The sequence below is a fragment of the Curtobacterium sp. UNCCL17 genome (assembly GCF_000686685.1).
Lineage (GTDB): Bacteria > Actinomycetota > Actinomycetes > Actinomycetales > Microbacteriaceae > Curtobacterium > Curtobacterium flaccumfaciens.
On record NZ_KK366001.1, the window covers coordinates 143,206 to 168,728 of the forward strand.

Consider the following 25,523-nt stretch of genomic DNA (forward strand, 5'->3'; position numbering starts at 1 on the left):
CGAGCCGTAGGATCGGCGGTGACGACGACGAGGTCGTCGACGAAGACGGAGACCGGCATGCACGACACCCACACCACCCGCGCGACCGCGTCCGTCGCAGCCATCCTCGCCGAGTCGGCGGCACGCTACCCGGACGACGTCGCCGTCATCGTGGGCGACGTCCGCACGACCTACGCCGAGCTGTGGGCGCAGACCCTGGCCTACGCCGGGGCGCTCCGCGCGCGGGGCGTGACCGAGGGGTCGAAGGTGGCGATGCTCGTGCCGAACGTCGCGGACTTCCCCCGCGTCTACTACGCCACCCTGGCCCTCGGCGCGGTGGCCGTGCCCGTGCACGCGCTGCTGAAGCGCCGCGAGATCGAGTACGTCCTGCGCGACAGCGGCGCGACGCTGCTCGTCTGTGCCGCCCCGCTGCTCGGCGAGGGCGCCGCCGGAGCCGAGCTCGCCGGGGTCGACGTCGTGACCGTGCTCGCACCGGCGACGACCGACGACGGGTCCGCGGCCGGCCCGGACCGGCTCGAGGCCCTGGCCGCGCAGAGCGAACCGCTCGACACCTACGTGCCGCGGCACCCGTTCGACACCGCCACGATCCTGTACACGAGCGGCACCACCGGCCAGCCCAAGGGTGCCGAAGGGTCGCACTTCTCGCTGCTCGAACAGGTCAACACCAACCTGATGACCACGTTCGACATGCACCGCGGGGACGTCCTGCTCGGCGCCCTGCCGCTGTTCCACACGTTCGGGCAGACCTGCACGATGAACACCGGGTTCCGGACCGGCGCGACGCTCGTCATGCTGCCGAAGTTCGACGGTGACACGGCGCTCGCCGCGATGGTCGAGCACGGCTGCGGCATCTTCATGGGCGTCCCGACGATGTACATGGCGCTGCTCGACGCCGCGACCCGGTCCGAGGCCCGTCCGACGCTCCGGTACGCGATCTCCGGCGGGGCCTCGCTGCCGCTCGCGGTGCTCGAGCGGTTCCAGCAGGTCTTCGACGCGCCGATCCACGAGGGGTACGGGCTGACCGAGACCTCGCCGGTCGCCACCTTCAACCACGTCGGGCAACCGCCGCGACCCGGCACCATCGGCACCGCGGTGTGGGGCATCGACGTCGAGATCGCCGACCCCGAGGTCCGCGACGCGATCGTCATGCTGCCGCACGGCGAGATCGGGGAGCTCGTGATCCGCGGCCACAACCTGATGAACGGGTACCTCGACCGGCCGGAGGACACCGCCGAGGCCATCGTCGACGGGTGGTTCCGCACCGGTGACCTCGGCACGAAGGACGAGGACGGGTACCTGACGATCGTCGACCGGACCAAGGACATGATCATCCGCAACGGCTACAACGTGTACCCGCGGCAGGTCGAGGAAGTGCTCGCCACCCACCCCGACGTCGCGATGGCCGCGGTGTTCGGCGTGCCGCACGCCGTGCACGGTCAGGAGGTCGAGGCCGCGGTGGTCCTGCACGCCGGCGCGTCCGTCGAGCCGCAGGTCCTGGTCGACTTCGTCGCCGCCGAGATCGCCGCGTACAAGTACCCGCGCGTGGTGCACGTCCTCGAGGCGTTGCCGCTCGGTCCGAGCGGCAAGGTGCTCAAGCGCGAGCTCGTCGACCGGTTCGGCGTCGAGGTGACGGCCGTCCCGTGACCCCTGCCACGACCGCGCAGGCGCGATCCGTACGCTGACCGGGTGACCGCCAGCCGTACCCCGTCGACCGCGCGTCTGCTGTTCGCGTCGTCGCACCCCGGCCCCACGGTCACCGTGACCGTCCTCGCCGCGGTGATCGCCGCAGCCGTCGGGCACCCCGTGTGGCTCGTGGTGCTGGTGGCGCTGACGGTCGTCGCCGGGCAGCTGTCCATCGGGCTCGCGAACGACTGGATCGACGCGGACCGCGACCGAGCCGTCGGGCGGAGCGACAAGCCCGTGGCCCGCGGACTCATCGCCGTCGGCACCGTCCGTGCCGCCGCGTACGCCACCGCCGGGATCGCCGTGGTGCTCTCGCTGTTCCTCGGGCCGGTCGCCGCCCTCGCGCACCTCGTGCTGGTCGCCGCCGGGTGGGCCTACGACGCCGGGCTGAAGCGTTCGGTGTGGTCGGTGGCGCCGTTCGTCGTCGCCTTCGGGCTGCTGCCCGTCGTGTCCGTCGCGGCCGGGCCCGAGGGGCAGTGGCCGGCGTGGTGGGCGATCGCCACGGGGGCCGTCTTCGGCATCGCGATCCACTGCACCAACGTGCTGCCCGACCTGGTCGACGACGCCGCCACCGGGGTACGGGGCTTCCCGCACCGGCTCGGGCTCCGTGGCGCGGGGATCGTCGCGTTCGCCTCGCTCGTCGTCGCGGCCGCGCTGGTGCTCGGCGGACAGGTGCTCGGCGACGACCCCGTCCGGGGTCTCGGCGTCGTGCTCGCGGTCCTCGGTGCCGTCGTGGTGGCCGTGCTCGCCGTCGTCGGCGTCCGGTTGGTGCTCGCGGGACGGGCATCACGCACCCTGTTCCGGCTGGTCATCGCGTCGTCCCTCGTGCTCGTGATCGAGCTCGGCTTCGCGGGCGCGCGACTCGTCGCCTGACGACGCGGAACACGCTGCGCCTCCGCGCAGACACGCGTCTGCGCGTCTGCGCGCCGGACGCAAGCCGTCAGGCCCAGCGCATCGCGTAGAGCCGGGCCAGGCCGTGCGCGGTCGGCAGGGACAGGGCGGTCCGGAGCAGCGCCTCCCGGCCGGTCGCCGTGACGGGGCCGAGCGGACGGCCCAGTGCCATGTTCACCTCGGCCTGCCGTGCCGCGCGTCGGGCGGCCGCCTGGCGGCGGGCGGCGTAGCCCGGCCACGGACCGGGGACGCCGGTGCGGACGGCACCCACCAGCAGGGGCGCCAGTTCGGCGACGTCGAGCCACCCGAGGTTCATGCCCTGCCCGCCGATCGGACTGATCTCGTGGGCGGCATCGCCCACGAGCACGACCCGGCCGACGCCCACCCGGTCGGCGGCGCGGCGGCGCACCCGGAAGCCGCTGGTCATCGAGCAGGTCGCGGGGTCCGGCACGACGCCGGTGCGCGCCGCGACGAGTGCGGCCAGGCGTGTGACGACCGCGGGGTCCGGCGTGCCCGTCCAGCTGCCCTCGGCCGAGGCGAACGCTTCGTCGTCCGGCACCAGGGCGACGTACCGGCGCCGCGCACCCGGCAGCGGGAAGGACTCGACGACGCCGTCCGGGCCGACGTCGACCAGCGCGGAGGACCGAGCCGACGGGGCCTCGGGATCGGCGAAGTCACCCATCACGTAGCGGTCCGGGTACTCGCGCCCGGTCGTGCCGATGCCGAGCAGGTCGCGGACGGCGCTCCGGGCACCGTCGGCTCCGACGACGAAGGCCGCACGGACCGTCACGGTGTCGCCGTCCGGTCCGGTCCCGGTGGCGTCGACGTGGTCGGTGTGCCGGGACAGTGCGGTCAGGGTGGTGCCGGTCCGCAGGGTGCTCGGTGCGCTGGCCCGGAGCCGGTCCCGGAGCAGGGACTCGGTGCGGTGCTGGTCGAGGGTGGCCACGTACGGGTGCGTCGGCGACGCGCGGTCGAAGCGCAGGGTGCCGAGGGTCCGGCCTCGGCTGCGGGCCACGCCGGCGTGCACCAGCGACGCCTCGGCGAGCACCGCGGTGTCCAGGCCGATCGCGGCGAACGCGTCGAGGGACGGCGGGTGGATGCCGATGGCCCGCGAACCGGTCGGCGGCTCGGCCCGGCGTTCCCACACCCGGACGTCGACGCCCCGCACCGCGAGGAGTGCCGCCAGGAACAGTCCGACGGGGCCGCCGCCGACGACGAGGACGTCGACGCGTTCGATGGGCACGTCCGCGAGCCTACGGTGACCGTTCGCCGCCGCGTTCAGTGAGCAGAAGGCGTCGGGTCAGGGGGCCGTACTCGACGTCTTCTGCTCACTCGATGCGCTGCGCGGGCGCGGGCGCGTGCGCGTGCGGCGGCGCTGCGGGCGCTGCGGCACTGCGACCCGCTCGGACCCGCGCGCGGAACCGCTCGACGGGGACCTCGACGGCGTAGGCGGCGCCGATCGACACGATCACCACCGCGCCGACCAGGCCGACCGTGCCCCAGGGGCCGATCGCGAAGGTGCCGAGCAGCGCGATCACCAGCGGGTGCCAGAGGTACGCCGAGTACGAGACCCGGCGGCCGAACCACGACACCGGCGTCCAGGCCAGGGCGGCGGACACGGGGGAGCGGACCGAGACCAGCCCGCCGATCGTCACCGCCGCGATCAGCCCGGTCAGCGGCAGCACGATGCCGAACGTCGACGCGTGCTGCGTCCAGTCGTCGTCGATCCGGAGCAGCACCCCGAGCAGCAGCACGAGACCGAGCCAGGTCGCCACGTGCCCGAGGACCCCGGCGGCCCGCACGCGCACCCGTTCGTCGTCGAGCAGCAGGGCGAGTGCGCAGCCGATCGCGAGCGGCACGACCCCGAGCACGGGCGAGAAGTAGACGTCGGGCGTGGCACCGCCGCTCGGGCTGCGGTAGCTCGCCCACGACGCCGCCGACGCTCCGACGACCAGGACCCCGAGCCCCGCCAGGAGCCAGCGACGGCGGACCCGGAGCGCGGCGAGCAGGACCAGCACCGGCGGCCAGACCAGGTAGAACTGCTCCTCCATCGACAGGCTCCACGTGTGCGCGAAGACGCCCTGCGAGGTGTCCCAGAAGGCGCGGAACAGGTTGCCCGTGTAGGTCAGCGCGATGAACGCCGCTTCGCCGGACGACAGCGAGGCGCCCTTGTAGTCACCGACCCAGTTCCAGAGCAGCAGCCCGACGACGATGAGCGCGAGCAGTGCCGGGTAGAGGCGGAGCAGCCGCTTCACCCAGAACGAGCCGAGGCGCACCCGTCCGGTGCGACGCCGTTCGCCGAGCAGCAGCGTCGTGATGAGGAAGCCCGACAGCACGAAGAACACCGTCACGCCGATGAAGCCGCCCTCGAACTGCGGCACGTGCAGGTGGTACAGGACGACGACCAGGATGGCGAGGGTCCGGAGCCCGTCGAGCGCGGGTGCGCGGTGCGTCAGCGGAGGTGGTGGAGCCTGCGGCGACCCGGCCTCGGAGTGCGCCGGGGTGGCCGTGCGGTGCTGTGGCTGCGCCTGCGTCGGCGCGTGGGTCAGCGTGGTCGTTGCCATGGTCCCTCCCCGCGCTGCTCGGTTGCGTGTCGCCGACCAGGGTCCTCCTCGCGGGTAAGAGGAGTCTCAACGAGCGGGGTGCACCAGGCTCGTCAGCGCCGACGTCGAACGACAGTGTCGACGTCGCACGACATCGACATCGTCGTTCGTTGCACGCGCGCAATGTTGCGAAGCGCGCGCAGCGACCATGTCGACGTCGTGCGACAGCGACATCGTCGTTCCGCGTCGGCCGGCCCCACGGTCCTGGCCGCGCGTCGGCGCCAGCCCCGCGTACCACGCACCGGCCGGGAGGCCCGTGTCGGCCCGCACCGCGCCTCCAGGCCGTCGCGCCCCGCGTCCACCGCACGCACACCGTGAGCAGGAACGGTCGGGTCCGACGTGCGGACCCGACCGTTCCTGCTCACCAAGTGGAAACGCGCACGGCTACTCGGCCTTCTGCAGCTGCCAGGGGTCCGGCTCGCGGTCGCCGTTCGGGCGCACCGGGCGCACGTCGCCGACGATCGGGATCGAGCGCTTCCGCATGAACCACACGTAGCGGACGAAGAAGTGCGTCAGGGTCGACATCCGGTTGCCGGCGCCGAGCAGGCTCGTGATGTGCACGAACACCCAGGCCAGCCAGGCGATCGGGCCGACCATCGTGATCCCGCCGCGCAGCTGGGCGACCGCGGCGTTCGTGCCGATCGTCGCCATGGTGCCCTTGTCGAAGTACTTGAAGCGCTCGGTGGCCTTGCCCTCGAGCAGGCGCACGATCTGCCGCGCCGAGTGTCGTCCGCCCTGCAGCGCGGGCTGGGCGAGCTGGGCGAGGGCGTCGTCCTGCGCCGCGATGTCGCCGGCGGAGAAGATCCGCTCGGCGCCCTTCACGCTCAGGTCGTCGTTCACCTGGATGCGGCCACCGTGGGTCTGCGGCAGGCCCCAGCCGGAGACCTCCTTGTGGGCGGCGACACCGGTCGCCCAGATCACCTGCGAGGCGGGGATGAACTCGCCGTCCGCGGTCATCACGCCGTCGCGCTTGACCTCGGAGACGCCGGTGTTCAGCCGCAGCACGACACCGCGCTTGCGCAGCACCTTGGCGGCGTAGCGGCGCAGGCGCGGGGCGAACGGCTTGAGCAGCTCGCCGCTGCGGTGCACGAGCGTGATCGAGATGTTGCCGCGTTCGATCTCCGGGTACGCGCCGACGAGCGCCTGGTCGCGGAGCTCGGCGAGCGCGCCGGCCATCTCGACGCCGGTCGCACCGCCACCGACGATCACGATGCGGATCTCGTCGGGGCCCTGGTTCGCCGCCGCTTCTTCCAGCCGGGTGAACAGCTCGTCGCGGATGCGGAGTGCCTGCGAGCGGGAGTACATCGAGTACGCGTACTCGTACGCACCGGGAGTGCCGAAGTAGCTCGTGTTCACGCCGTTGGCGAGGATCAGGTAGTCGTAGTGCAGGTGCTCGCCGTCGGACATCTCGGCGATGCTCTCGTCGGTGCGGATGCCGGTGAGCAGGCCGTGTCGGAACTCGGCGTTCGACTGGCGGGCCCGGAGCGAGCGCAGGAAGTACGTCACGTCGCCGGCGTTCAGGCCGCCCGTCGCCACCTGGTACATCAGGGGCTGGAACATGTTGTAGACGTGGCGGTCGACCAGGGTCACCCGGACCGGCGCATCGGCGAGCTCGCGCATGGCGGCCACACCGGCGAATCCACCGCCGACGATGACGACGTGCGGGCGGGTGTCCTGGGTCATGCTTGCTCCGGTGTTCCTCGGGTGCGGATGGTCACCATCGAGGGTACGCGCGGTTTGCCGGGGCGCATGACGGGTGGGGCCGGGAGGCCCGTGGTGCGTCCGTCAGGCGTCGAACCGACCGTAGGTGTTCAGCACGTTCCCCTTGCTCGTCACGGTGCTGTCGACCAGACGCAGGCGCGTGGGCGGATCGGTCGGTTCGAACAGTCGCCGGCCACGGCCGGCGATCGCCGGGTGGATCATGAGCTGCAGTTCGTCGAGGACCCCGGCGAACAGCAGGCTGCGGACGAGCGTGACACTGCCGCACACGGCGATGTCCGCACCATCGCGCTGCTGCAGGTCGCGCACGAACGCGGGGACGTCGCCGGGGATCCGCGTGCTGTTCTGCCAGGTCAGGTCGTCGCCGAGCGTGGTGGAGGCCACGTGCTTCTCGATCGGGTTGATCCACTGCCCGAAGGGGTCCTCCGGGTGGGCTGGCCACCACTCGGACCACTCCAGGTAGCTGTTCCGGCCGAGCAGCACGGTGTCGGTCCGGGCCATGAAGGCACCCATCGCTGCACCGAGCTCGTCGTCGAAGCTGTCGTACTGGAACTCGTAGGGGTCCTGCACGACGCCGTCGACCGACGTGAACAGACCGGCAGTGGTCTTCCGCATGGGACGGATCGTACCCGCCGGTCAGCTCCCGGTGCCGTACCCGGGGGCCTGGCCGGTGCCGTTGCCCGGGAACCGGTTCGTGCCGGGCACCTGCGTCGTCGACTGTGTCCGGTCCGCACCGATCGCGTGGCCGATGGCGAACCCGACGCCTCCGCCGACGAGCAGCGCGGCAAGCCCGACGATCGCGGCGAGGAGCGGCCAGAACCACGGGGGCTTCGGGCCTGCGCTGCGGCGGTCGGTCGGGCTCGCGGCGCCGGCTGCGGCTCCGTACCAGGGGGTGGTGCCGTTCGGGGCGGTGGAGTCCCAGGCGCCCGGGGTCGTGGCGCCGGCGTCCGCGCGGTACGGCTGCTGCTGCTGCTGCTGCTGCTGCTGCTGTTGCGGCGCGGGTGCGTCGAGCGTGGAGGTCGGGGTCGGGGCGGCGCCCCAGCCGGTCGGCGTCGTCGCCCGGTTCGCCGGGTCGGAGCCGTCCGGTTCGTGGCCGTTGGTGGGAGTGGTGTCGCTCATGCCAGGAGTGCACACGGCGCGGCTGTGTGCAGCCGATGACGAGGCTGACCCGGTGCTGCGAACCGCCGCGTAGCCTCGGCTCGTGCGCGCTGCTGTGGAGACCGTCCGGATCGACGGGTTGCCCGTGCGCCTGCACGCGATGGCGTCGCGGCAACCGGTCCGCGACGACACCGACCCCACCGTCGTGTTCGTCCACGGCATCGGGATGTCGCACCGGTCCTTCGCCCGGTCGCAGCGCGCCGTCGCCGCCGAGCACCGCACGATCAGCGTCGACCTGCCGGGGTTCGGCTGGCTGCCCGCGGCCGGTCGGCGGCTGTCGATCGAGGAGCTCGGCGACGTCGTCGTGCGGGCCGTCCGCCACCTGGTCGACGGCGACCTGGTGCTCGTCGGGCAGTCGATGGGTGCCCAGGTCGTGGTCGAGTCCGCCCGGCGCCACCCGGAGACCGTCGCGGCGATCGTGCTCGTCGGTCCGGTCATCGACTCCGGGCGGCGATCGCTCCCGCTGCAGGCGCTCGACCTGGGCCGCGACGGGTTCGTCGAGGGGGTCCGGATGAACGGCGTCCTGGTCACCGACTACCTGCGGAGCATGCGGCAGTACACGCGAGAGCTCGGACCGATGCTCCGCTACCCGACCGAGCAGAGGATCGCCGAGGTGACGCAGCCCGTCCTCGTCGTCCGCGGCACCCAGGACCCGATCGCGCGGCACGACTGGTCGGTTCGGGTCGCGGCCGCTGCGCCGAACGGCACCTTCGTGGAACTGGCCGGCCCGCACCACGTGCAGGAACGGCAGCCGGACGCCTTCGCGCGCCTCCTCGAGACGTTCCGCAACGCCGAGCGCCTGGAGGGGCTGCGATGACCCGGCCGGCCACGTCGGGGACGGAGGCGGCGCGGACGGCGCGATCCGGGCCTCCAGGCCGTGTCCCGCTGGTGCGACGCGCGTGGTGGGCCGCACTCGACTGGGGGTACGCCGCCAGGTGGCAGGTCCGGAGCCTCGGCCCGACCACCGCGGACGATTACCGGACCGGCGCCGGGCAGCCCGTCGTCGTGGTGCCCGGCGTCTACGAGACCTGGCACTTCATGCGGCCGCTGATGGACGCGCTCCACGACCGGGGGCACCCGGTGCACGTGCTGCCCGTCCTGCGGCACAACCTGCGGCCCGTGCCCGACTCCGCGCGCGAGGTGATCGCGACCCTGGAGGAACAGGACCTGCGGAACGTGCTCGTGCTCGCACACAGCAAGGGCGGGCTGATCGGCAAGTACGCGATGACGCAGCTCGACCAGCACGAGCGGATCGACCGGATGGTCGCGGTGTCGACGCCCTTCGCGGGCTCGGTCTACGCGCGGCTCGCGCCGGTGCCGCACCTGCGGGCGTTCCGGGCGGCCGACCCGGTGCTGGCGGGGCTGGCACGGGAACTCGACGCGAACGCGCGGATCACCTCGGTGTACGGGGTGTTCGACACGCTCATCCCCGAGGGCAGCGAGCTCCAGGGCGCGACGAACGTGCGGTTGCCGGTGGGTGGGCACTTCCGGATCCTCGGCGATGCGCGGACGCGGTCGGCGGTGCTGGCGGCGGCGGACCCGGGTGGGGGCGGCGGCTCCGGTTCCGGCTCCGGGTCCGGCGGTCTTTCGCGCTGAGCGACACGCCACGGGCGCACGACGGCGTGAAGTGTCGGTCAGCGCGAAACGGCGGCGACGGCGGCGGCCGTGTCGGTCAGCGCGGGCGGTCGGCGACGCTCGCGCGCTCGACGATCCGGTGCGGCACGACGACGGTCTCCGGCGCGGCACCGCGGTCAGCGATCCGACGGGTCAGCAGGTCGAGCGCAGCCGTTGCGAACGCCCGACGGTCGAACGACACCGTGCTGAGCGACGGGATCGCGTACGCGGCGCCGTCGACGTCGTCGAACCCGATGACGCTGACCTGGTCCGGCACCCGGACACCGCGGGCGGCGAGCACGTGCAGCACCCCGAACGCGATCGAGTCGGTGAACGCGAAGACGGCGTCGGGCAGGGGGTGCTCGTCGAGCCAGGCCGCGAAGGTCGTCGCCGTGGAACTCGTGGTCCACGCCGGCAGCGGGACACGGAGCGACGGGTCGGGCGTGATGCCGGCGGCGGCGATCGCGGCGGCGTACCCGCGTTCGCGGAGCTCGCTGGTCGCCGTCGCCGCACCCTCGGGCGACGCCCCGACGATCGCGATGCGCCGGTGCCCGTGGGCGATGAGGTGTTCGGTGACCTGCTCGGCCGCCGCACGGCTGTCGACGTGCACCTGGTCGACGTGCTCGGGCTCGACCTCGCCGATGACGACGGTCGGCGGCAGTCCCTCGGTCGAGGCCAGGACGCTCGCGCTGAGCGACACCGGGTTGAGGATCAGCCCGTCCACCAGGTGTGCGCGGGCACGGGAGACCAGTTCGCGTTCGCGGGCCGGGTCGTTGCCCGTCTGCTCGAGCTGCACGACCCAGCCGCGTTCGCGGGCGAGTTCCACGAAGGACTGCGCGAGTTCGGCGGAGTAGGCGCTGCCCATCTCCGGCAGTGTCAGCGCGATCGCTCCGGAGCGACCGTTCCGGAGCCCGCGGGCGGACAGGTTCGGCACGTAGTCGAGCTCGGCGACCGCGCGCTCGACGCGTTCGCGGGTCTCCGGGCGCACGACCACGCCGCCGTTGACGACGTTGGAGACGGTCTTCGGGGACACCCCGGCGAGGGCGGCCACGTCCCGCACGGTTGCGCGCATCGGGACGAGCGTAGCGCGGGCGCTGCCGGGCGCTGCCGGGCGGTACCCGGGCGGTACCCGGCGGTACCCGGCGGTACCCGGCGGTACCCGGCTGGCCGCTGAGGCCGTCGCGGCCGTCGCGGCCGTTGCGGCTAACTCAGCCGGCGACGGCGGCCTCGACCGCAGCGGTCACCTTCGGCTCCAGGAACGGCGCCATGGATCGTGCGTAGGTCTGCGTGACGTGTTGCACCTGTCGGTAGACGACGACGCCGCCGATGACCGAGGGGCAGGTGCCGTCGGCGCAGAACATCGCCGTGGAGTCGATCAGCGTGACGCCCGGCGTGGTCCGCGCGGCCTGCGCAACCGGGTCGTCGATCAGCGCGTCGGCCTCGGAGACGTCGCAGGCGGCGCCGTCGCCGTGCTGTTCGACGCAGCTCGGCACGTCGGACACGCCGCCGATGCCCGGGTCGGGGTTGTCGCGCAGGGCCACGATGCTCGACCCGGCCTGCTGCAGGCGCACCCAGGTCTTCGCGTACTGGCCTGCCGCGTCGTCGCGGACCTGGGGCGTCATCTCGTCGGCGTGCCGGATGATGCCGTGCGGCCACGGCGTGCGGGACATCGCGGCGACGAACACGACGTCGTACCGCTCCTGCTGCAGCCGCTCGAGGGTGTCGGCCTTCCAGGTGTTGCACGACGGGGTCACGAGTGCTCGGGTCATCGGGCAGCCGGAGTGCAGGTAGGTGGTGAGGCTCCAGTGCTTCGCCTTCGCGATGAGCTCGAGGGACGGCACGTAGTTGGCGGCGTGGGAGTCGCCGACGATCGCCAGCCGCACGGTGCCGTCTGGGTCGCCGACCTCGCAGCCCCGGACCGTGGTGTCGTCGCCCGCGACCTGGCACCCGGCGCCGGACTGGTCGGCGAACGCGTCGGACCCCGCCTGCACCGGGCTGGGCGTGATGTCGGCCGCGTCCACCTGCGGGCAGTCCGCCCCGGGCTGCATCGCTGCGGCACCGTGACAGGCTCGGCTGGTCAGCGTGCCGTCCGCGGTGACGGTGACCCCGGTGGCGGCGCCCGCGGTCTCCTCCCGCACCACCGACCAGTACATGCTGGCGGCGGGCACGGCGACGACGAGCATGCCGGCGATCGCGAGCACCAGGACGCCGCGGTGCCGCGGGTGCCGCGCACGCATGCGCTCGCTGGAGAACGCGATCACGGGCTGCTCGATCAACCGGCGCGAGAAGTGGGCGAGGACGAGCGCGACGACGAGCACGATGCCCTTCGCCCAGAGCGGGGTCGCTTCGCCCGTGGGGGTCCCGATCACGAAGGGCATCACGATCAGCAGCGGCCAGTGCCAGAGGTAGAGCGAGTACGACACGTCCCCGAGCCACTGCACGGGTCGCAGCCGGTACAGGAACGCCGGGCTCCACGCGGGCTCGGGCATCCCGCCCGCGATGACGAGCGAGACCCCGATGATGGGGATGAGCGCCGTCCAGCTCGGGAACGGCGTCGACGCGTCGAACCGGAGCGCGGTCGTCGCGACCAGGACGAGGCCGGTCCAGCTCATCGCTGCCGCCAGCGCCGCGGGGATCCGGACGCGCTGCAGGCCGAGCCAGAGCAGGCCGCCCGCGGCGAACTCCCACGCCCTGGTCGTGGTGAGGAAGTAGGACGCCGGGGTGTGCGCCGTCGCCCAGATCGAGTACGCCAACGACAGCACGAACACGATGCCGAGCGCGACGGCGATCGCCGGAGCGAGGGACACACCGTTCCGGCGTCGGCGCCGGTACCGCACGAAGGCACAGAACCAGAGGACGAGCGGCCAGACGGCGTAGAACTGCTCCTCGGTCGACAGCGACCAGAAGTGCTGCACGATGCTCGCGTCGGACGCCAGGGCGGAGTAGTCGACGGCGTTGCCCGCGAGCGCCCAGTTCTCGACGTAGAGCGCGCTGGCGATGATCTGCTCGGTGAAGTCCTTCCAGAGCGTCCGGGGGACGAACACCGCGGTCAGGATCACGGTCACGAAGAGCGTCGCCATCGACGCCGGCAGGAGTCGCCAGGCACGTCGAGCGTAGAAGGCCCGGAAGCTGAACCGGCCGGTGGCCAGCGGTTTCGCGATGTGCGCGGTGATGAGGAAGCCCGAGATCACGAAGAAGACGTCGACGCCGACGTAGCCACCGGGCAGCACCTCGGGGAACAGGTGGTAGAGCACCACCGCCCCGATGGCGATGGCACGGACGGCCTGGATCTCGAGTCGCAGCTTCCTGGTGTCGGCCGCACCACCCGGACGGCGAGCGTTGTGACGAGCACGGTGGCGCGCGACAGGAGCGTGTCGCGCTGCGCGCGCCGGCGCGACCGTCACGAGCTACCCCTTGCCTCACGATGCGCGGTCCCTACCGCGCGCCCCGAACATACCGCCGGGGACGGCACGACGCGAATCCGCCTCGCCTCCGAAGACGACGACGAAGACGACGACGAAGACGAAGACGCGGACGAGCACGCGGACGAGGCCGCGGCTGCGCGACGTCGACCTGGACGGTCACATCGGACTCGCGCTGCGGCGCTCCCGCATCACGCCGGGGTGACCGCCACCGTCCTGCCTGTCCGCACCGACTCCTGCGCCGCGAGCACGATGGACAGCGTCCGCAGCCCGACCCCGACGTCCGGCTGCGGCTGCTCGCCCGATGCCACGGCTGCCAGGAACGTCCGGAGCATCGGCAGGTCGTGGTCGGGTCCGTACCGGAGTTCGATCGGCCGGCCCCCGACCGCGTCGAGCCCGCGAGCGGCCGCCCCGAAGAAGTCCACCGACACCGTGCCACCGGTCCCGGCGACGTCGAGCGTCAGCCCGCCCCACACCGGTGACGTGTCCGGTCGGCTCCACGAGCAGTCGATCGCCGCGATCGTGCCGTCGTCGTACGTGATGGTCACCAGGCCCGCGGTCTCGGCGTTCGCGCGGTCGGCGTGCAGCACCCGGTTGGCGACGGCGGTGACGGACACCGGCGCCGCGCCGGTCAGCCCGTCGATCAGGTCGGCGACGTGCACGACGTGGTCGACGAGGGCGCCGCCTCCGCTCGACCGGACGTCGGTGAACCAGTCCCGGGCGAGGGGCAGCATGCCGTTGTTCGCGCCGCGCACCGAGAACACCGTGCCGAGTGCGCCCGAGTCCCGCGTCGCGCGCAGCCGGTCGAACGCCGAGGCGAAGCGCACCGGGAACGCCATCATGAGCAGCACCCCGGCGCGGTCCACCGCATCGCGGATGGCGAGGCCGTCCTGCCACGAGGTCGCGAGCGGCTTCTCGCAGAGCACGTGTGCCCCCGCTGCCGCCGCGAGCTCGACGTGCTCGCGGTGCCGGGCGTTCTCGCTCGTGACGATCACCGAGTCCGGACCCCAGGCGAGCAGCTCGTCGACGGAGTCCGCGTACCCGACGCCGAGCGCGCGTGCCAGTTCGGCCCCGCGCAGGTCGCCGAGTTCCGTCCCCGTCGAGGTGCCGTCCGGATCCGTGCCGCGCACCTCGACGTCGGGCATCGCCGCCAGGGCACCGAGGTAGCTGATGGCGTGCGTGTGGGCGAAGGAGAGCACCCCGACCCGGAGCGTCACCGCGACACCTCCACCGGCTGGCCGGACTCGATCGAGGCGATCGCCGCGTTCGCGATCCGCACCGCAGCGACGCCGTCGTCCACGGTCACCCGGGGCGGTGCACCACCGTCGAACGCGGCGAGGAAGTCGGCGAGCTCCAGCGCGTACGGGTCGTCCGCCGGGTCGACCGTCGGCAGGAAACCGTCCACGGAGGCCGGCGCCGCGAGGTCACTGCGGGTGTCCTCCTCGGCCCGGGACGAGTGCGACAGGCTGCCGAGCGTCCCCGTCACCGAGTACTCGGTCGTGAAGGCGAGGTGCTGCGGCCCCCACAGCCCGGCGACGTGGCTGATCGCACCCGACTCGTGCGTGAGCAGGACGTGCGCCGCCTCGACCGGCTCCGCCTCGGAACCCGCGCGGACGCTCACCGCCGACACCCGGGTCACCTCGCCCGCCACCCAGCGTGCGATGTCGAGGTCGTGGATCATCTGGTCCATCACGATCCCGCCCGACAGCGCGCGGTCGCCGAACCAGGGAACGTGGGTGGGGAAGGCGCCGGACCGCGAGAACCGCAACACCGCCAGGTCGCCCAGGAGGCCCGTGGTCGCGGCTTCGTGCAGGCGCGCGTACGCGGGGAACCAGCGCACCACCTGGGCCGGGTAGAGCTGCACGCCTGCGTCCGCAGCGCGCGCCGCCAGGTCCGCCGCGTCCGCGTCGGTCCGGGCCAGGGGTTTCTCGGAGACGACGTCCTTGCCGGCCGCGATCGCCGCACGGGCGACCTCGGCGTGGGCGTGCGTCGGGACCACCACGTCGACGACGTCGACCCCGGCGAGGAGCTCGTCGAGGCTGTCGGCGACGGTGAGAGTGCTGCCCTCGGCCCGGGCGGTGTCGGTGAACGCGGCAACGAGTTCGTGGGCGCCCTCGCGAGCGTGCACCACCACGTCGCCCAGGCGGAGCAGCCCGGGCAGGTGGGCGACGGAGATGCCGCCGGCGCCGACGAGCCCGATGCGTTTGCGGGCGGGGGTCTCCGACTGCGACGTCATGGGGTCAGCGTAGGAGATGCGGTGGGACGAGGGGCACGGTCAGCCGAGCCAGCCAGGGGCGGCGAAGAGCTCCTCGAGCTCACGCAGCAGTCGGGTCGCGTGGAAGCCGTCGGCAGCGGCGTGGTCGACGTGCAGCGCCAGCGGCAGCAGCGTCCGGTCACCAGTGGTCCGGTACCCGCCGAGCGTGATGATCGGCAGCAGGTGGTCCCAGCCGTCGCGCACCTGCAACGAGAAGCCGGTGAACGACGCTCCCGGCAGGGTCGAGACGTCGAAGACGTTGCCGGGCCGGTCGTCCTGCGGGAACATCCGGGTGTCGTCCCGGTACTCCGTCATCGTCGACACCGCGGCGTCGTGGAAGGTGCCGAAGTCGTCGTCGTACGGCACGACCAGGGCGGAGAACGTCTCGGTGTCCGGGTGGAACACGGTGAACATCGGGTGGACACGGTCCCACACGGCGGGGGAGCCGTCGTCGAGCAGCTGCATCCGGAACTCGTCGTGCCGGTTCACCACGGTCGCGATCGCCCAGAGCTGTGACGCGTAGGTCCGACGGCCGGTCGCTCGGACGCGCTCGACGAAGGCCGTGACGTCGAGTTCGACGGTCACCTCGTACGCGCACGGCACGCGGTGCCGGTAGTGCTCGAAGTGCTCCCGGCGGGGCCACTGGTCGACGTCGATCGCCCGGAGTTCGGTCATGGCTCCACCCTCGTGCGGGATCGCTTCCCTACGGTGGAGCCATGCCGACGCTCGAACGTGTTCCCGCCCTGGTCGCCACCGGATTCCTCGCGATCCCCGTCGCCGAAGCCCTGGTCGCGTTGCCGACCGAGGTCGTCATGAAGATCGAGGGAGCCCCGATCGACGCCGACCTGGCCGACACCGCCGCGTTCTCGGAGGCGTACGGCTACCCGCTGGCCGGCGGCGCCAACTGCATCGTCGTCGCGGGGAAGCGCGGCGACGAGGTCCGCTACGCCGCCTGCGTCGTCCTTGCATCGACCAAACTCGACGTCAACCGCGTCGTGAAGCAGCTGCTCGACGTCCGCAAGGCGAGCTTCGCCCCGATGGACGAAGCGGTCGAACTGACCGGCATGGAGTACGGCGGCATCACCCCGATCGGGCTGCCGTCCTCGTGGCCGCTCTACATCGACGCGCGCGTCCTCGGCGCCCCCGAGGTGGTCATCGGTGCCGGTCGTCGCGCCGCCAAGCTGTTCCTGCCCGGCGCCGCACTCACCGCGCTGCCGAACGTGACCGTGGTCGAGGGTCTGGCGACCGAACCGGTCAGTCCGACGGCCGGATGAGGCAGAACGGGTGCCCCGCGGGGTCGAGGTAGACGCGGAACGTCTCCGTGCCCGACCCCGTCGCCGTCGCACCGATCGCGAGCACCGCGGCCTCGCCGTCGTCCAGGTCGTCGACCTTCACGTCGAGGTGGCTCTGCTGCGGCACCGCCTGCCCGGGCCACTCCGGCGCCCGGTAGTCCTGGACCTGCTGGAACGCCAGGATCGGACGGTGGTCGGTGAACGGGAGGGCGAGCTCCGCCCAGTCCTCGTCGAAGCCGACGATCTCCCCGCCGAGCAGCTCGGCGTAGAAGCGGGCGAGGGCGCGGGTGTCCGGGCAGTCCAGGACGACGACGTCGAGTGTGCCGATCATGGCCGACACGGTAGACCCATCAGCGTGCGGCGGTCAGCGCCTTCGTGATCCGCTGCAACGAGACGGTCTCGGCGGTCCCGAGTTCCTGCGCGAACAGGCTGAGCCGGAACTCTTCGAGCATCCACCGAGCGTGCACGAGTTCCGGGTGCGCCCCGACCGCGGGCGGGAAGGTGCCGCCGGCATCGGTGTAGCGGTCGGTCGCCACGGTCACCTCGCGCATCCAGGTCGCGTCGCGTCCGGGGTTCTGCAGCAGCTTCTGCACGCGCGCCTCGATGCCCTGCAGGTACACGCGGATGCGGCGCAGTCGGCCGAGCCCCGCGACGGCGACGAACCCCGGGAACACCAGGCGCTCCATCTGCTGCCGCATGTCGCTGAGGGCGGCGAGCAGCGACATCGAGTTCGCCTGCTTCAGTGCTCGTTCGGCGGAGCGCTGTGCGGCCAGGACGGCCGCGACCTCGGACACCGCGGTGAACATCGTGTCGACGACGGAGGCCGACACGGCATCGCGGACCGACTCGAACTCGGCCTTCGTGAAGACGAGGCCGTCCGGGTGGGCCCGACGGATGCCGGCGTCGACCACGGCGGCCAGCACGTCGTCGAACAGCGCGGCGGTCGACGGGTAGGGGCTGGCGGCGAGCGCGAGCTTCTCCTGCGCGGTCAGGTGCGACTGGATGTACGACACGGGCGACGGCACCGCGTGCATCACCAGACGGCGGACCCCGGCGGGCATCCGGACGACGCGGTCGGACGGGGTGGCGAGCAGCTGCACGCCGACGGTCGCCTTCGGACCGGTGCCTTCCTCGACCAGGGACGGGTACGCGCGGATGACGCCGCCGGCCTGCTTGGTGTCGAGGGTCTGCGGCAGGTCCTGGTCGGGCCAGGCGGTGAGTCCGGACTGTTCCAGCGGGCGACCGGCGCCGGCGGAGGCGACGCGAGCCGCGCCTCCGGTCCGTCCCGCGCCCTTCGCCGTGGCGGAGGCGACGCTCTGCTGGGTCCGGTCCTTGAGCTTGGTCTGCAGGGCCGACAGGTCCTTGCCGGTCTCGACCCGGCGACCACGCTCGTCGACCACGGCCCACGTCGGCAGCAGGTGCGCGGGGACACGGGACAGGTCGAAGTCGGACTCGGAGACCGGCACGTAGGTCATGCGCTGGATCGCCTTGGCGAGGGTGGCGCGGAACGACTCCGTCGGCTCGGTCGGGGCGTCGTCGGGCAGCTCGGCGACGATCTTCTCGGCCCAGTCGGCAGCGGGCACGACGTTCTTGCGGATCTGCTTCGGCAGCGACTTGATGAGCGCGGTGACGAGTTCCTTGCGGAGGCCGCGCACCTGCCAATCGAAGCCCTCTTCACGCATCCGCGGCAGGAGCGCGAGGGGGACCTGCACGCTGACCCCGTCGTCCTGTGCGCCGGGCTCGAAGCGGTACTGGATGGCGAGACGCTGGTCGCCGCTCCGCCACTGGGTGGGGTACTCGACGTCGTCCTCGGCGGCCTCGGCCGCTGATTCGTCCAGCAGGTCGGACCGGCGCATCGTGAGCAGGTCCGGCTGCTCGCGGCGAGTGGTCCGCCACCACCCCTCGAAGTCGCGGGTCGTGGCGACGTCGGCCGGGATCCGGGCGTCGTAGAACTCGTAGACGTTCTCGTCGTCGAGCAGGATGTCCCGGCGGCGGGTGCGTTCCTCGAGCTGCTCGAGTTCCTTGCGGAGCTTCCGGTTGGCGCGGTCGAAGGCCTGCTGCGATTCCCACTCGCCCTCGACCAGGGCGTGCCGGATGAAGAGTTCACGGGAGTGTTCCGGGTCGATCCGCGAGTACTGCACGCGTCGGCGCTGCACGATCGGGACCCCGAACAGGGTCACTCGCTCGTAGGCGACGACCGCGCCCTGCTTCTTCTCCCAGTGCGGCTCGCCGTAGGTGCGCTTGAGCAGGTCACCGGCGAGCGGCTCCACCCAGGCGGGGTCGATCCGGCCGACGGTCCGGGCGAACAGCCGGCTGGTCTCGACGAGCTCGGCGGCCATCACGGCGTCGGGCTGCTTCTTCGCGAGCACGCTGCCCGGGAACACCACGAACCGGGTGTTCCGGGAGCCGAGGTAATCGCGCTTCTCGCGGTCCCGCAACCCGATCTGGCTGAGGAGTCCGGCGAGCAGCGCACGGTGCACGGCGTCGCCGTCGTCGGAGCGGGACTGCCCGACTCGGACGTCGACCTGCTTCGCGGCACGGGAGAGCTGCCGGTACAGGTCCTGCCACTCGCGGATGCGCGGGTAGTTCAGGAACTCGGCCTTGCACAGCCGGCGGAACGCGCTCGACGAGAGTTCCTCCTGCTGGTCCTCGATGTGGTTCCAGAGGTTCAGCAGGGTCAGGAAGTCGCTCGTCGGGTCGGCGAAGCGGGCGTGCAGCTGGTCGGCGTGCGCGCGCTTCTCGAGCGGGCGCTCGCGGGGGTCCTGGATGCTCAGGGCGCTGACGATCGCGATGACCTCGCGTCCGACGCCCTGCCGTCCGGCCTCGAGCACCATCCGACCGAGCCGGGGATCGATCGGCAGCCGGGTCAGCTGTCGCCCGGACTTCGTGATGCGGCCGTCCTTGTCGACGGCACGGAGCTCGCGGAGCAGGTCGAGGCCGTCCTTCACGCCCCGGCTGTCCGGCGGCTGCAGGAACGGGAACGACTCGATGTCCCCGAAGCCGAGCGAGATCATCTGCAGGATCACCGCGGCGAGGTTCGTGCGGAGGATCTCGGGGTCGGTGTACTCGGGGCGTCGGCCGAAGTCGTCCTCGGAGTAGAGCCGGATCGCGATGCCGGCACTCGTGCGGCCCGCTCGACCGGAACGCTGGCTGGCGCTGGCCTGCGAGATCGCCTCAATCGGCAGGCGCTGCACCTTGGCCCGCGGGGAGTACCGGGAGATGCGTGCCGTCCCGGTGTCGATCACGTACTTGATGCCGGGCACGGTCAGTGAGGTCTCGGCGACGTTCGTGGCGAGGACGACACGACGGCGGATGCCCGGGGTGTGCCGGCGCTCGAAGACCCGGTGCTGGTCGGCGGCGGACAGGCGGCCGTACAGCGGCAGGACCTCGGTGCCCGGGTAGCGCTTGCCCTCGATCGCGTCCTGCGCGTCGCGGATCTCGTTCTCGCCGGACAGGAAGACGAGCACGTCGCCCGGGTCCTCCTGCGCCAGCTCGTCGAGGGCGTCGGTGATGCCCTGCAGGGTGTCGCGGTCGTCGGCTGCGTTGCCGCTGTCACCGGTGCGGGAGTCCGACTCGTCGTCGGCGTCGTCGTCCTGGTCTTCGGCGACGAGGGGGCGGTACCGGATCTCGACCGGGTAGGTGCGGCCGGACACCTCGATGATGGGGGCGTCGTCGAAGTGCTTCGAGAACGACTCCGGGTCGATCGTCGCACTCGTGATGATGAGCTTCAGGTCGGGGCGACGGGGGAGCAGTCGCTTCAGGTAGCCCAGCAGGAAGTCGATCGTCAGGGACCGCTCGTGCGCCTCGTCGATGATGATCGTGTCGTACCGCTTCAGGTCGCGGTCGAAGTGGATCTCGTTCAGCAGGATGCCGTCGGTCATCAGCTTCACGCGGGTCTCGGAGCTGACCTTGTCGGTGAACCGGACCTGGTAGCCGACGAGCCCGCCGAGCTCCCCGCCGCCCAGTTCTTCCGCCACGCGCTCGGCGATGGTCCGCGCCGCGATCCGGCGGGGCTGGGTGTGCCCGATGTGCTCACGACCGAGCTCGAGGCAGATCTTCGGCAGCTGCGTGGTCTTGCCCGAACCGGTGGCCCCGGCGACGATGACCACCTGGTTGTCACGGATGGCGGCCGCGATGTCGTCCCGCCGCTGCGAGACCGGCAGTTCGGGCGGGTACGTGATGACGGGCAGCGGAGAATACATGAGCATTCCAGGATACAGGCGCGCCGAGCGGCTGGTTCGTCAGGCGATCTGCTGGGCCAGGGCGTCCGCCGACCGGGACGGCAGTTCGCACACCCGGTCGTGGCAGACGTACGCGGCAGGGTCGAGCACGTCGCGACCCTCGAACAACGAGAACCCGGCCTCGGCCCAGTCGCGTGCCTGCTCCGGCGTGGTGGTGGCGACGACCGTCCCGGGGCGCCGAGCACGGTGTGCCACGGCCCGCATCGGGTCGTCGGTGCCGCTCGTGACGACGACGATCTCTCGCGACGGCCGTTGCAGGGCGAGGGCGACACCGAGGGCGTCCGCGTGACCGAGGGGTCGCTCCGTCCCGGTGCGGGCGCGGTCGGCGACGAGTCGTGCCGCGGCGACCCGCAGCGCCCCGTCGCCCGTCAGCGCCCCGAGCGTCGCGGCGGCCGACGCCAGCGCCACGGTGCCGGACCGCATCGCGGTCTGCGGCTGTTCGCCCGTGGCCGTCCCCGCGGCGGCGAGCACCGGGTCGACGTCGAAGCGCTCGGCCAGGCCGTCGTCGACCAGCGAGCGTGCGACGGCCGCGTAGGAGACCTCGCCCGTCACCAGGGCCAGTTCGAGCAACCCTTCGGCGAGCAGTCCGACGTCCTCGACGGTGGCCGGAGCAGAGGACGCCCCGCGCGGTGTGCTCGACCGCACCGTCACGTGGCCGTCCTGCACGTGGGCGGCGAGGACCGCGTCCGCCGCTCCCCGCGCGAGCGCGACGAGTTCCGGGTCTCCGTGCCGTGCGCCGGCGATCGCGAGCCCCCGGATCGCCAGGCCGTTCCAGCCCGTGAGGACCTGGTCGTCCAGCGGTGGCGGGTCGAGCTGGGCGCGCTCGGCGACCGGTCGGCGGTACCACTCGCCCTCGACCCGCCGGCCGTCGATGGTCGACTCGCTGTCCTGCGCGGCGACGAACGCCCCGTCGGCACGGCGCAGGGTGTCCCGGAGGAAGTCGGCGATGCCGCGGGCCTGATCGGCCCCCGCGACTGCGAGCAGCCCCGCGTTGTCGTAGAGCATCCGTTCGTAGTGCGGCACGCTCCAGTCGCGTTTGGTGGCGTACCGGAAGACGCCGCCGTCGGCGTCGGTCAGCTCGGACGCGCGGATCGCGTGCAACGACCGGTCGAGCAGCCCGTCGGCCTCGGCGTCGCCGTCGGCCGCCGCGTCGGCGAGGAACTCGAGCAGCGGTGTGCTCGGGAACTTCGGCGCGCCGCCGAAACCGCCGTAGGTGGTGTCCTCTGCCTGGGACAGCTGGTCCGTGACGGCCCGGATGGCGTCGACGGACGGGAGGCCCGGGTCGGCTCCGGCACCGCCCTCGCCCGAGCGGGCGGTCGCGTCCGCCACGGCGCCCTGCCGGATCGCCGTCGCGATGGCCGAGGCGTTCGCGTCGACCTCGTGCCGACGCTCGGTCCAGGCGTCGAGCACCGCGGCCAGGATCTGCCGGAACGCCGGGACCTGCCCGACCGGAGTTGGTGGGAAGTACGTCCCCGCGAAGAAGACATGGCCGTCGGGCGTCAGGAACGTCGTCAGCGGCCAGCCGAGCTGTTGTGTGAACGCACTCGCCGAGGCCATCAGGCTCGCGTCGACGTCCGGCCGTTCTTCGCGGTCGACCTTCACCGACACGAAGTCCCGCCGGAGCAGCTCGCCGATCTCCGGGTCGGCGAAGCTCTCGCGCGCCATGACGTGGCACCAGTGGCACGTGGCGTACCCGACGGACACCAGCACCGGGACCCCGCGCTCGCGCGCTTCGGCGAACGCCTCGGGACCCCACTCGCGCCAGTCGACGGGGTTGTCGGCGTGCAGACGCAGGTACGGGCTGACCGAGGTGCCGAGGCGGTTGTCGTTCATGGCTCCAGCGTGCCCGCCCGCGACTGGGCGGACCACCGCCCGGGGACATCTGTGGACGGGACGCCCGCTCTGCACAGGCCGAGCGGGGAGATCAGCGGTCGAGCCACCCCGTGATCGACGCGAGCCGTGCGGCCACCTGGGCAGGGCTCTGGCCATCGGTGTCCACCCGGGTGACGGTGTCCGCCGTGGCCGAGTCGAGCCTCCCGGCCGTCCGCGTGCTGTGCGCGAGCTGCGCCTGCGGGACCGCACCACCCGCTCGTCGTGCGAGCCGGTCGGCGGTCGCGCCGTCGGATGCGCGGAGCAGGACGACGCGCACCAGCGGATCATCGCCCATCGCCGCAGCGAGGCGCTCGTGCTCGAGCACGGACACGGTGTTCGTGTAGACGAGCCGGTGGTGACCGATCGCCCGGTAGCCGGCCCAGATCGTGGCCAGGTTCCGTTCGGCCAGGTGCGCCTCGGGGTGTTCGACGTGCGGGGCCGGGTGGGCGAGGTCGAGCACGTCGCCCTCGATCACCGCGTGCCGGACGTCCGCCGCGACGAGCAGGTCGTGCAGTGCCTCGGCCGCCGTGGACTTGCCCACGCCGGAACGTCCGCCGATGAACAGGACCTCGGATCGGAGCACCGTGTCAGCCCAGGTTGAGGGAGAGGAGCGCGAGTGCGGCGTCCTCGGGGCCGTAGTCGAACATGTGCTCCCAGAACGGGTCGTCGGCCCACGGGACGTCGCCGTCGGCAGGGGTGGCGTGGGCGGTCTCGACGAGCCATGCCAGCTCCGGGGCGACGGCGGTCCGGAACTCCGGAGGTTCCCAACCCAGGGCTCGTGCTGCCGTGGTGTCGAGGACGAACGGCGACGGCGACGACCAGGGCGTGCCGCCCACGAAGGCGGGCGCGTCCTCGTCGAGCAGGACCTCGTCGAACCGGTGGTCCAGGTGTCCGGCGATCGTGCGGACGATCTCGAGCACGGTCGGGGCAGCGGCGTCCGCGACGTTGAGGATCCGGCGGTCCGGTGCGTCCGCCACGAGGCGGACGAGCGAACCGATGCCGCTCGCCGCCGTCGTGTGGTCGATGCCGCGGCCGTGGTCGGCGAGCAGGATGCGCTCCCGGCCGTCGAGCACACGGCGGACGACGAACCACTCCCGCGGGCGGCCGATGCCGACGCCGTACACCTTCGACGGGCGGAGCACGGTGACCGGGGCGCCGTGGTCGAGCAGGACCTGTTCGGCCGCCACCTTCGCGGCGCCGTACCCGTCACGACTCGTCGGGTCGCCGTCCCCGGCGGCGACCGTGGGCTGGATCTCGGTGACCGCGCCGCCGAACACCGGCTTGTCGAGCGAGTTCGCGTGCCGACCCTGCTCGTCGGCGTAGACGGCCTTCGACGAGACGAAGACCGTCGAGCCGACGTCGTCGAGGAACGGCAGGAGGTGCTGGGCGTCGTCGCGCGTCGCACCGACGGTGTCGACGAGCAGGTCGGCTCCGGGGCGGAGCAGGTCGCGCAGGACGGAACGGTCGCGGCGGTCGCCGGACGTGAACGTGGCGCCGGAAGCGGTCAGCGCGCCCGCTGCGGGGCCGCCTCGGCGTGCGAGGACGTCCACCTGCCAGTCGTCGCCGCCGCGGCCGGAGGCGTCGAGGAGCGCACGTGCGACGGCCGAGCCGATCCCGCCGGTGCCACCGAGGATGACCGCGCGTCTGGTGCTCATGGTGCAACGGTAGTGCGGCGGGGCCGTCGGTCCGCTGTCGTCGTTCCGCGATCGGTTCCGTCAGGAGGCGAGCTGCTCGTGCCGCCACCAGTCGGCGAGCGAACCGTCGTAGACCTTCACCCGGTCGTGCCCGAGCACCGTCAGGGCGAGGGCGTCGACGCACGCGGCGCTGCCCACCCCGCAGTACGTGACGATCTCGTCGGCACCGATCACCGCGGCGAAGGCCCGCTCGAGTTCGGCACCGCGCAGGTACGCGTTCGTCTCGGGGTCCACCAGGGTGTCCGCCGTGATCGGGGTGCTGCCCGGCACGATCGGCGGGTGGTCGTCGCCGAGGGCGGCCCAGGGCGCTGCGAACACCAGGGACGCCGGCTCTTCGCCGGAGACCGCTCGGGTGACACGGTCGTGGTCGGCCCAGAGCGCACGTTCCTCGCCGGCCAGGAACGCGCCGGCATCGGGGTCGGACGGTGCCGCGGGGGTGCGGAGTGCGCCCACGCGGACCGGGCGGCCCTCGTCGCGCCACTTCGTGAAGCCACCGTCGAGCACCGCGACCGAGTCGAAGCCGAACGATCGGAAGATCCACCACAGGCGTGCCGACCACTCACCGACGCTGTCGTCGTAGACCACGACGGTCGAGGTGTTCGTCACGCCGAGCTGCGCCGCGGCGACCTCGAAGCGCTCGGCGCCGGGGCGGGTGAACGGGACGTCGGCGTCGGCGGCGGAGAAGTCGTCGATCAGGTCGGCGAAGCGGGCACCGGGCACGTGGCCGCGCTGCTCGTGGGCGTCCCTCCCGGGGAGCCAGGTGGTGTCGAACCCGGCCCCGACCGTGTGCACCGAGGCGTCGAGCACGACGAGCTCGTCAGCACCGAGGTGGTCTGCGAGCCACTGCGTCGACACGAGTGGTGAGGTCAGGACGGGGGCCATGCCGCACACCATAAACCGCACCCCTGACGTGGGCCAGAGTCGTGGACACACGGCGCAACCGGGGATGGGGCGGGGTGCGGGCGGGGTGGCGCTGCTGACGCGGAACGACGGTGTCGTCGTCGTACGACATCGACTCCGTCGCATCCGCGCGTGTGCAACTGTCGGCGCGTGCACGGAGCGACGATGTCGTCGTCGTCG

General features: G+C 72.5%; 21 protein-coding genes. 5 read left to right on the top strand and 16 right to left on the bottom strand.

Annotated features, from left to right (window positions below; all coding sequences use genetic code 11):
• The first annotated feature begins 57 nt into the window (after nucleotides 1-57).
• Together BR70_RS0110530 and BR70_RS0110535 are read left to right on the top strand one after the other, a co-directional pair.
• Entirely contained in the window at nucleotides 58-1,644 is a 1,587-nt protein-coding gene (locus tag BR70_RS0110530) for a long-chain-fatty-acid--CoA ligase (RefSeq protein WP_027466033.1), read from the top strand.
• A 42-nt stretch (nucleotides 1,645-1,686) separates the two neighbouring features.
• Nucleotides 1,687-2,556: a UbiA family prenyltransferase gene (locus BR70_RS0110535; RefSeq protein ID WP_051596828.1), complete on the top strand. Its 870-nt coding sequence runs from the start codon at nucleotides 1,687-1,689 to the stop codon at nucleotides 2,554-2,556.
• A 67-nt stretch (nucleotides 2,557-2,623) separates the two neighbouring features.
• Here BR70_RS0110535 and BR70_RS0110540 read toward each other — a convergent pair whose 3' ends face one another.
• The 5 genes from BR70_RS0110540 to BR70_RS0110560 all read right to left on the bottom strand — a co-directional run bounded on the left by BR70_RS0110540 (nucleotide 2,624) and on the right by BR70_RS0110560 (nucleotide 8,015).
• Nucleotides 2,624-3,817: an FAD-dependent oxidoreductase gene (locus tag BR70_RS0110540; RefSeq protein ID WP_231495689.1), complete on the bottom strand. Its 1,194-nt coding sequence runs from the start codon at nucleotides 3,815-3,817 to the stop codon at nucleotides 2,624-2,626.
• 85 nt (nucleotides 3,818-3,902) lie between these two features.
• Nucleotides 3,903-5,138: an acyltransferase family protein gene (locus BR70_RS20500; protein WP_051596829.1), complete on the bottom strand. Its 1,236-nt coding sequence runs from the start codon at nucleotides 5,136-5,138 to the stop codon at nucleotides 3,903-3,905.
• A 423-nt stretch (nucleotides 5,139-5,561) separates the two neighbouring features.
• Nucleotides 5,562-6,860, bottom strand: coding sequence for an NAD(P)/FAD-dependent oxidoreductase (locus BR70_RS0110550; RefSeq protein WP_027466036.1), 1,299 nt, complete (start codon nucleotides 6,858-6,860; stop codon nucleotides 5,562-5,564).
• A gap of 102 nt (nucleotides 6,861-6,962) precedes the next feature.
• Nucleotides 6,963-7,511 (bottom strand): dihydrofolate reductase family protein, encoded by a 549-nt coding sequence (locus BR70_RS0110555; protein WP_027466037.1) that lies wholly within the window; start codon nucleotides 7,509-7,511, stop codon nucleotides 6,963-6,965.
• A 21-nt stretch (nucleotides 7,512-7,532) separates the two neighbouring features.
• Nucleotides 7,533-8,015, bottom strand: coding sequence for a hypothetical protein (locus BR70_RS0110560; RefSeq protein WP_027466038.1), 483 nt, complete (start codon nucleotides 8,013-8,015; stop codon nucleotides 7,533-7,535).
• Nucleotides 8,016-8,097: 82 nt separating this feature from the next.
• Here BR70_RS0110560 and BR70_RS20505 point away from each other — a divergent pair, with 82 nt between their 5' ends.
• Both BR70_RS20505 and BR70_RS0110570 read left to right on the top strand, forming a co-directional pair.
• Nucleotides 8,098-8,871: an alpha/beta fold hydrolase gene (locus BR70_RS20505; protein ID WP_155896856.1), complete on the top strand. Its 774-nt coding sequence runs from the start codon at nucleotides 8,098-8,100 to the stop codon at nucleotides 8,869-8,871.
• 71 nt (nucleotides 8,872-8,942) lie between these two features.
• Nucleotides 8,943-9,650, top strand: coding sequence for an esterase/lipase family protein (locus BR70_RS0110570; protein WP_081827347.1), 708 nt, complete (start codon nucleotides 8,943-8,945; stop codon nucleotides 9,648-9,650).
• A gap of 76 nt (nucleotides 9,651-9,726) precedes the next feature.
• Here BR70_RS0110570 and BR70_RS0110575 read toward each other — a convergent pair whose 3' ends face one another.
• From BR70_RS0110575 to BR70_RS0110600, 5 genes are all read right to left on the bottom strand, one after another.
• Nucleotides 9,727-10,740: a LacI family DNA-binding transcriptional regulator gene (locus tag BR70_RS0110575; protein ID WP_027466040.1), complete on the bottom strand. Its 1,014-nt coding sequence runs from the start codon at nucleotides 10,738-10,740 to the stop codon at nucleotides 9,727-9,729.
• Between the two features lie 136 nt (nucleotides 10,741-10,876).
• Complete coding sequence (locus BR70_RS0110580; protein WP_027466041.1) at nucleotides 10,877-13,072, bottom strand: acyltransferase family protein; 2,196 nt, start codon at nucleotides 13,070-13,072, stop codon at nucleotides 10,877-10,879.
• Nucleotides 13,073-13,281: 209 nt separating this feature from the next.
• Nucleotides 13,282-14,307, bottom strand: a complete 1,026-nt coding sequence (locus BR70_RS0110590) for a Gfo/Idh/MocA family protein (RefSeq protein WP_027466042.1) — start codon at nucleotides 14,305-14,307, stop codon at nucleotides 13,282-13,284.
• A complete protein-coding gene (locus BR70_RS0110595; protein WP_027466043.1) occupies nucleotides 14,304-15,326 on the bottom strand; it encodes a Gfo/Idh/MocA family protein in 1,023 nt (340 codons plus the stop codon). The genes BR70_RS0110590 and BR70_RS0110595 overlap by 4 nt, the downstream gene beginning before the upstream one ends.
• Nucleotides 15,327-15,365: 39 nt before the next feature.
• Nucleotides 15,366-16,019 (bottom strand): CatA-like O-acetyltransferase, encoded by a 654-nt coding sequence (locus BR70_RS0110600; RefSeq protein WP_027466044.1) that lies wholly within the window; start codon nucleotides 16,017-16,019, stop codon nucleotides 15,366-15,368.
• Between the two features lie 41 nt (nucleotides 16,020-16,060).
• Here BR70_RS0110600 and BR70_RS0110605 point away from each other — a divergent pair, with 41 nt between their 5' ends.
• Nucleotides 16,061-16,618: a YbaK/EbsC family protein gene (locus tag BR70_RS0110605; protein WP_027466045.1), complete on the top strand. Its 558-nt coding sequence runs from the start codon at nucleotides 16,061-16,063 to the stop codon at nucleotides 16,616-16,618.
• Here the strand turns inward: BR70_RS0110605 and BR70_RS0110610 are convergent.
• The 6 genes from BR70_RS0110610 to BR70_RS0110635 all read right to left on the bottom strand — a co-directional run bounded on the left by BR70_RS0110610 (nucleotide 16,599) and on the right by BR70_RS0110635 (nucleotide 25,325).
• Nucleotides 16,599-16,967, bottom strand: a complete 369-nt coding sequence (locus tag BR70_RS0110610) for a VOC family protein (RefSeq protein ID WP_027466046.1) — start codon at nucleotides 16,965-16,967, stop codon at nucleotides 16,599-16,601. The two genes, BR70_RS0110605 and BR70_RS0110610, sit on opposite strands and share 20 nt — an antisense overlap.
• A 19-nt stretch (nucleotides 16,968-16,986) precedes the next feature.
• A complete protein-coding gene (gene hrpA / locus BR70_RS0110615) occupies nucleotides 16,987-20,838 on the bottom strand; it encodes an ATP-dependent RNA helicase HrpA (protein WP_027466047.1) in 3,852 nt (1,283 codons plus the stop codon).
• 39 nt (nucleotides 20,839-20,877) lie between these two features.
• Entirely contained in the window at nucleotides 20,878-22,710 is a 1,833-nt protein-coding gene (locus BR70_RS0110620; RefSeq protein WP_027466048.1) for a thioredoxin domain-containing protein, read from the bottom strand.
• A 91-nt stretch (nucleotides 22,711-22,801) separates the two neighbouring features.
• The gene (locus BR70_RS0110625) at nucleotides 22,802-23,332 is read right to left on the bottom strand and encodes a P-loop NTPase family protein (protein WP_027466049.1); all 531 of its coding nucleotides are present in this window, start codon (nucleotides 23,330-23,332) and stop codon (nucleotides 22,802-22,804) included.
• 4 nt (nucleotides 23,333-23,336) lie between these two features.
• Nucleotides 23,337-24,404, bottom strand: a complete 1,068-nt coding sequence (locus BR70_RS0110630) for an NAD-dependent epimerase/dehydratase family protein (protein WP_027466050.1) — start codon at nucleotides 24,402-24,404, stop codon at nucleotides 23,337-23,339.
• A gap of 60 nt (nucleotides 24,405-24,464) precedes the next feature.
• On the bottom strand, nucleotides 24,465-25,325 hold the full coding sequence (locus BR70_RS0110635) for a sulfurtransferase (protein WP_035808754.1): 861 nt from the start codon (nucleotides 25,323-25,325) through the stop codon (nucleotides 24,465-24,467).
• Nucleotides 25,326-25,523 lie beyond the last annotated feature (198 nt).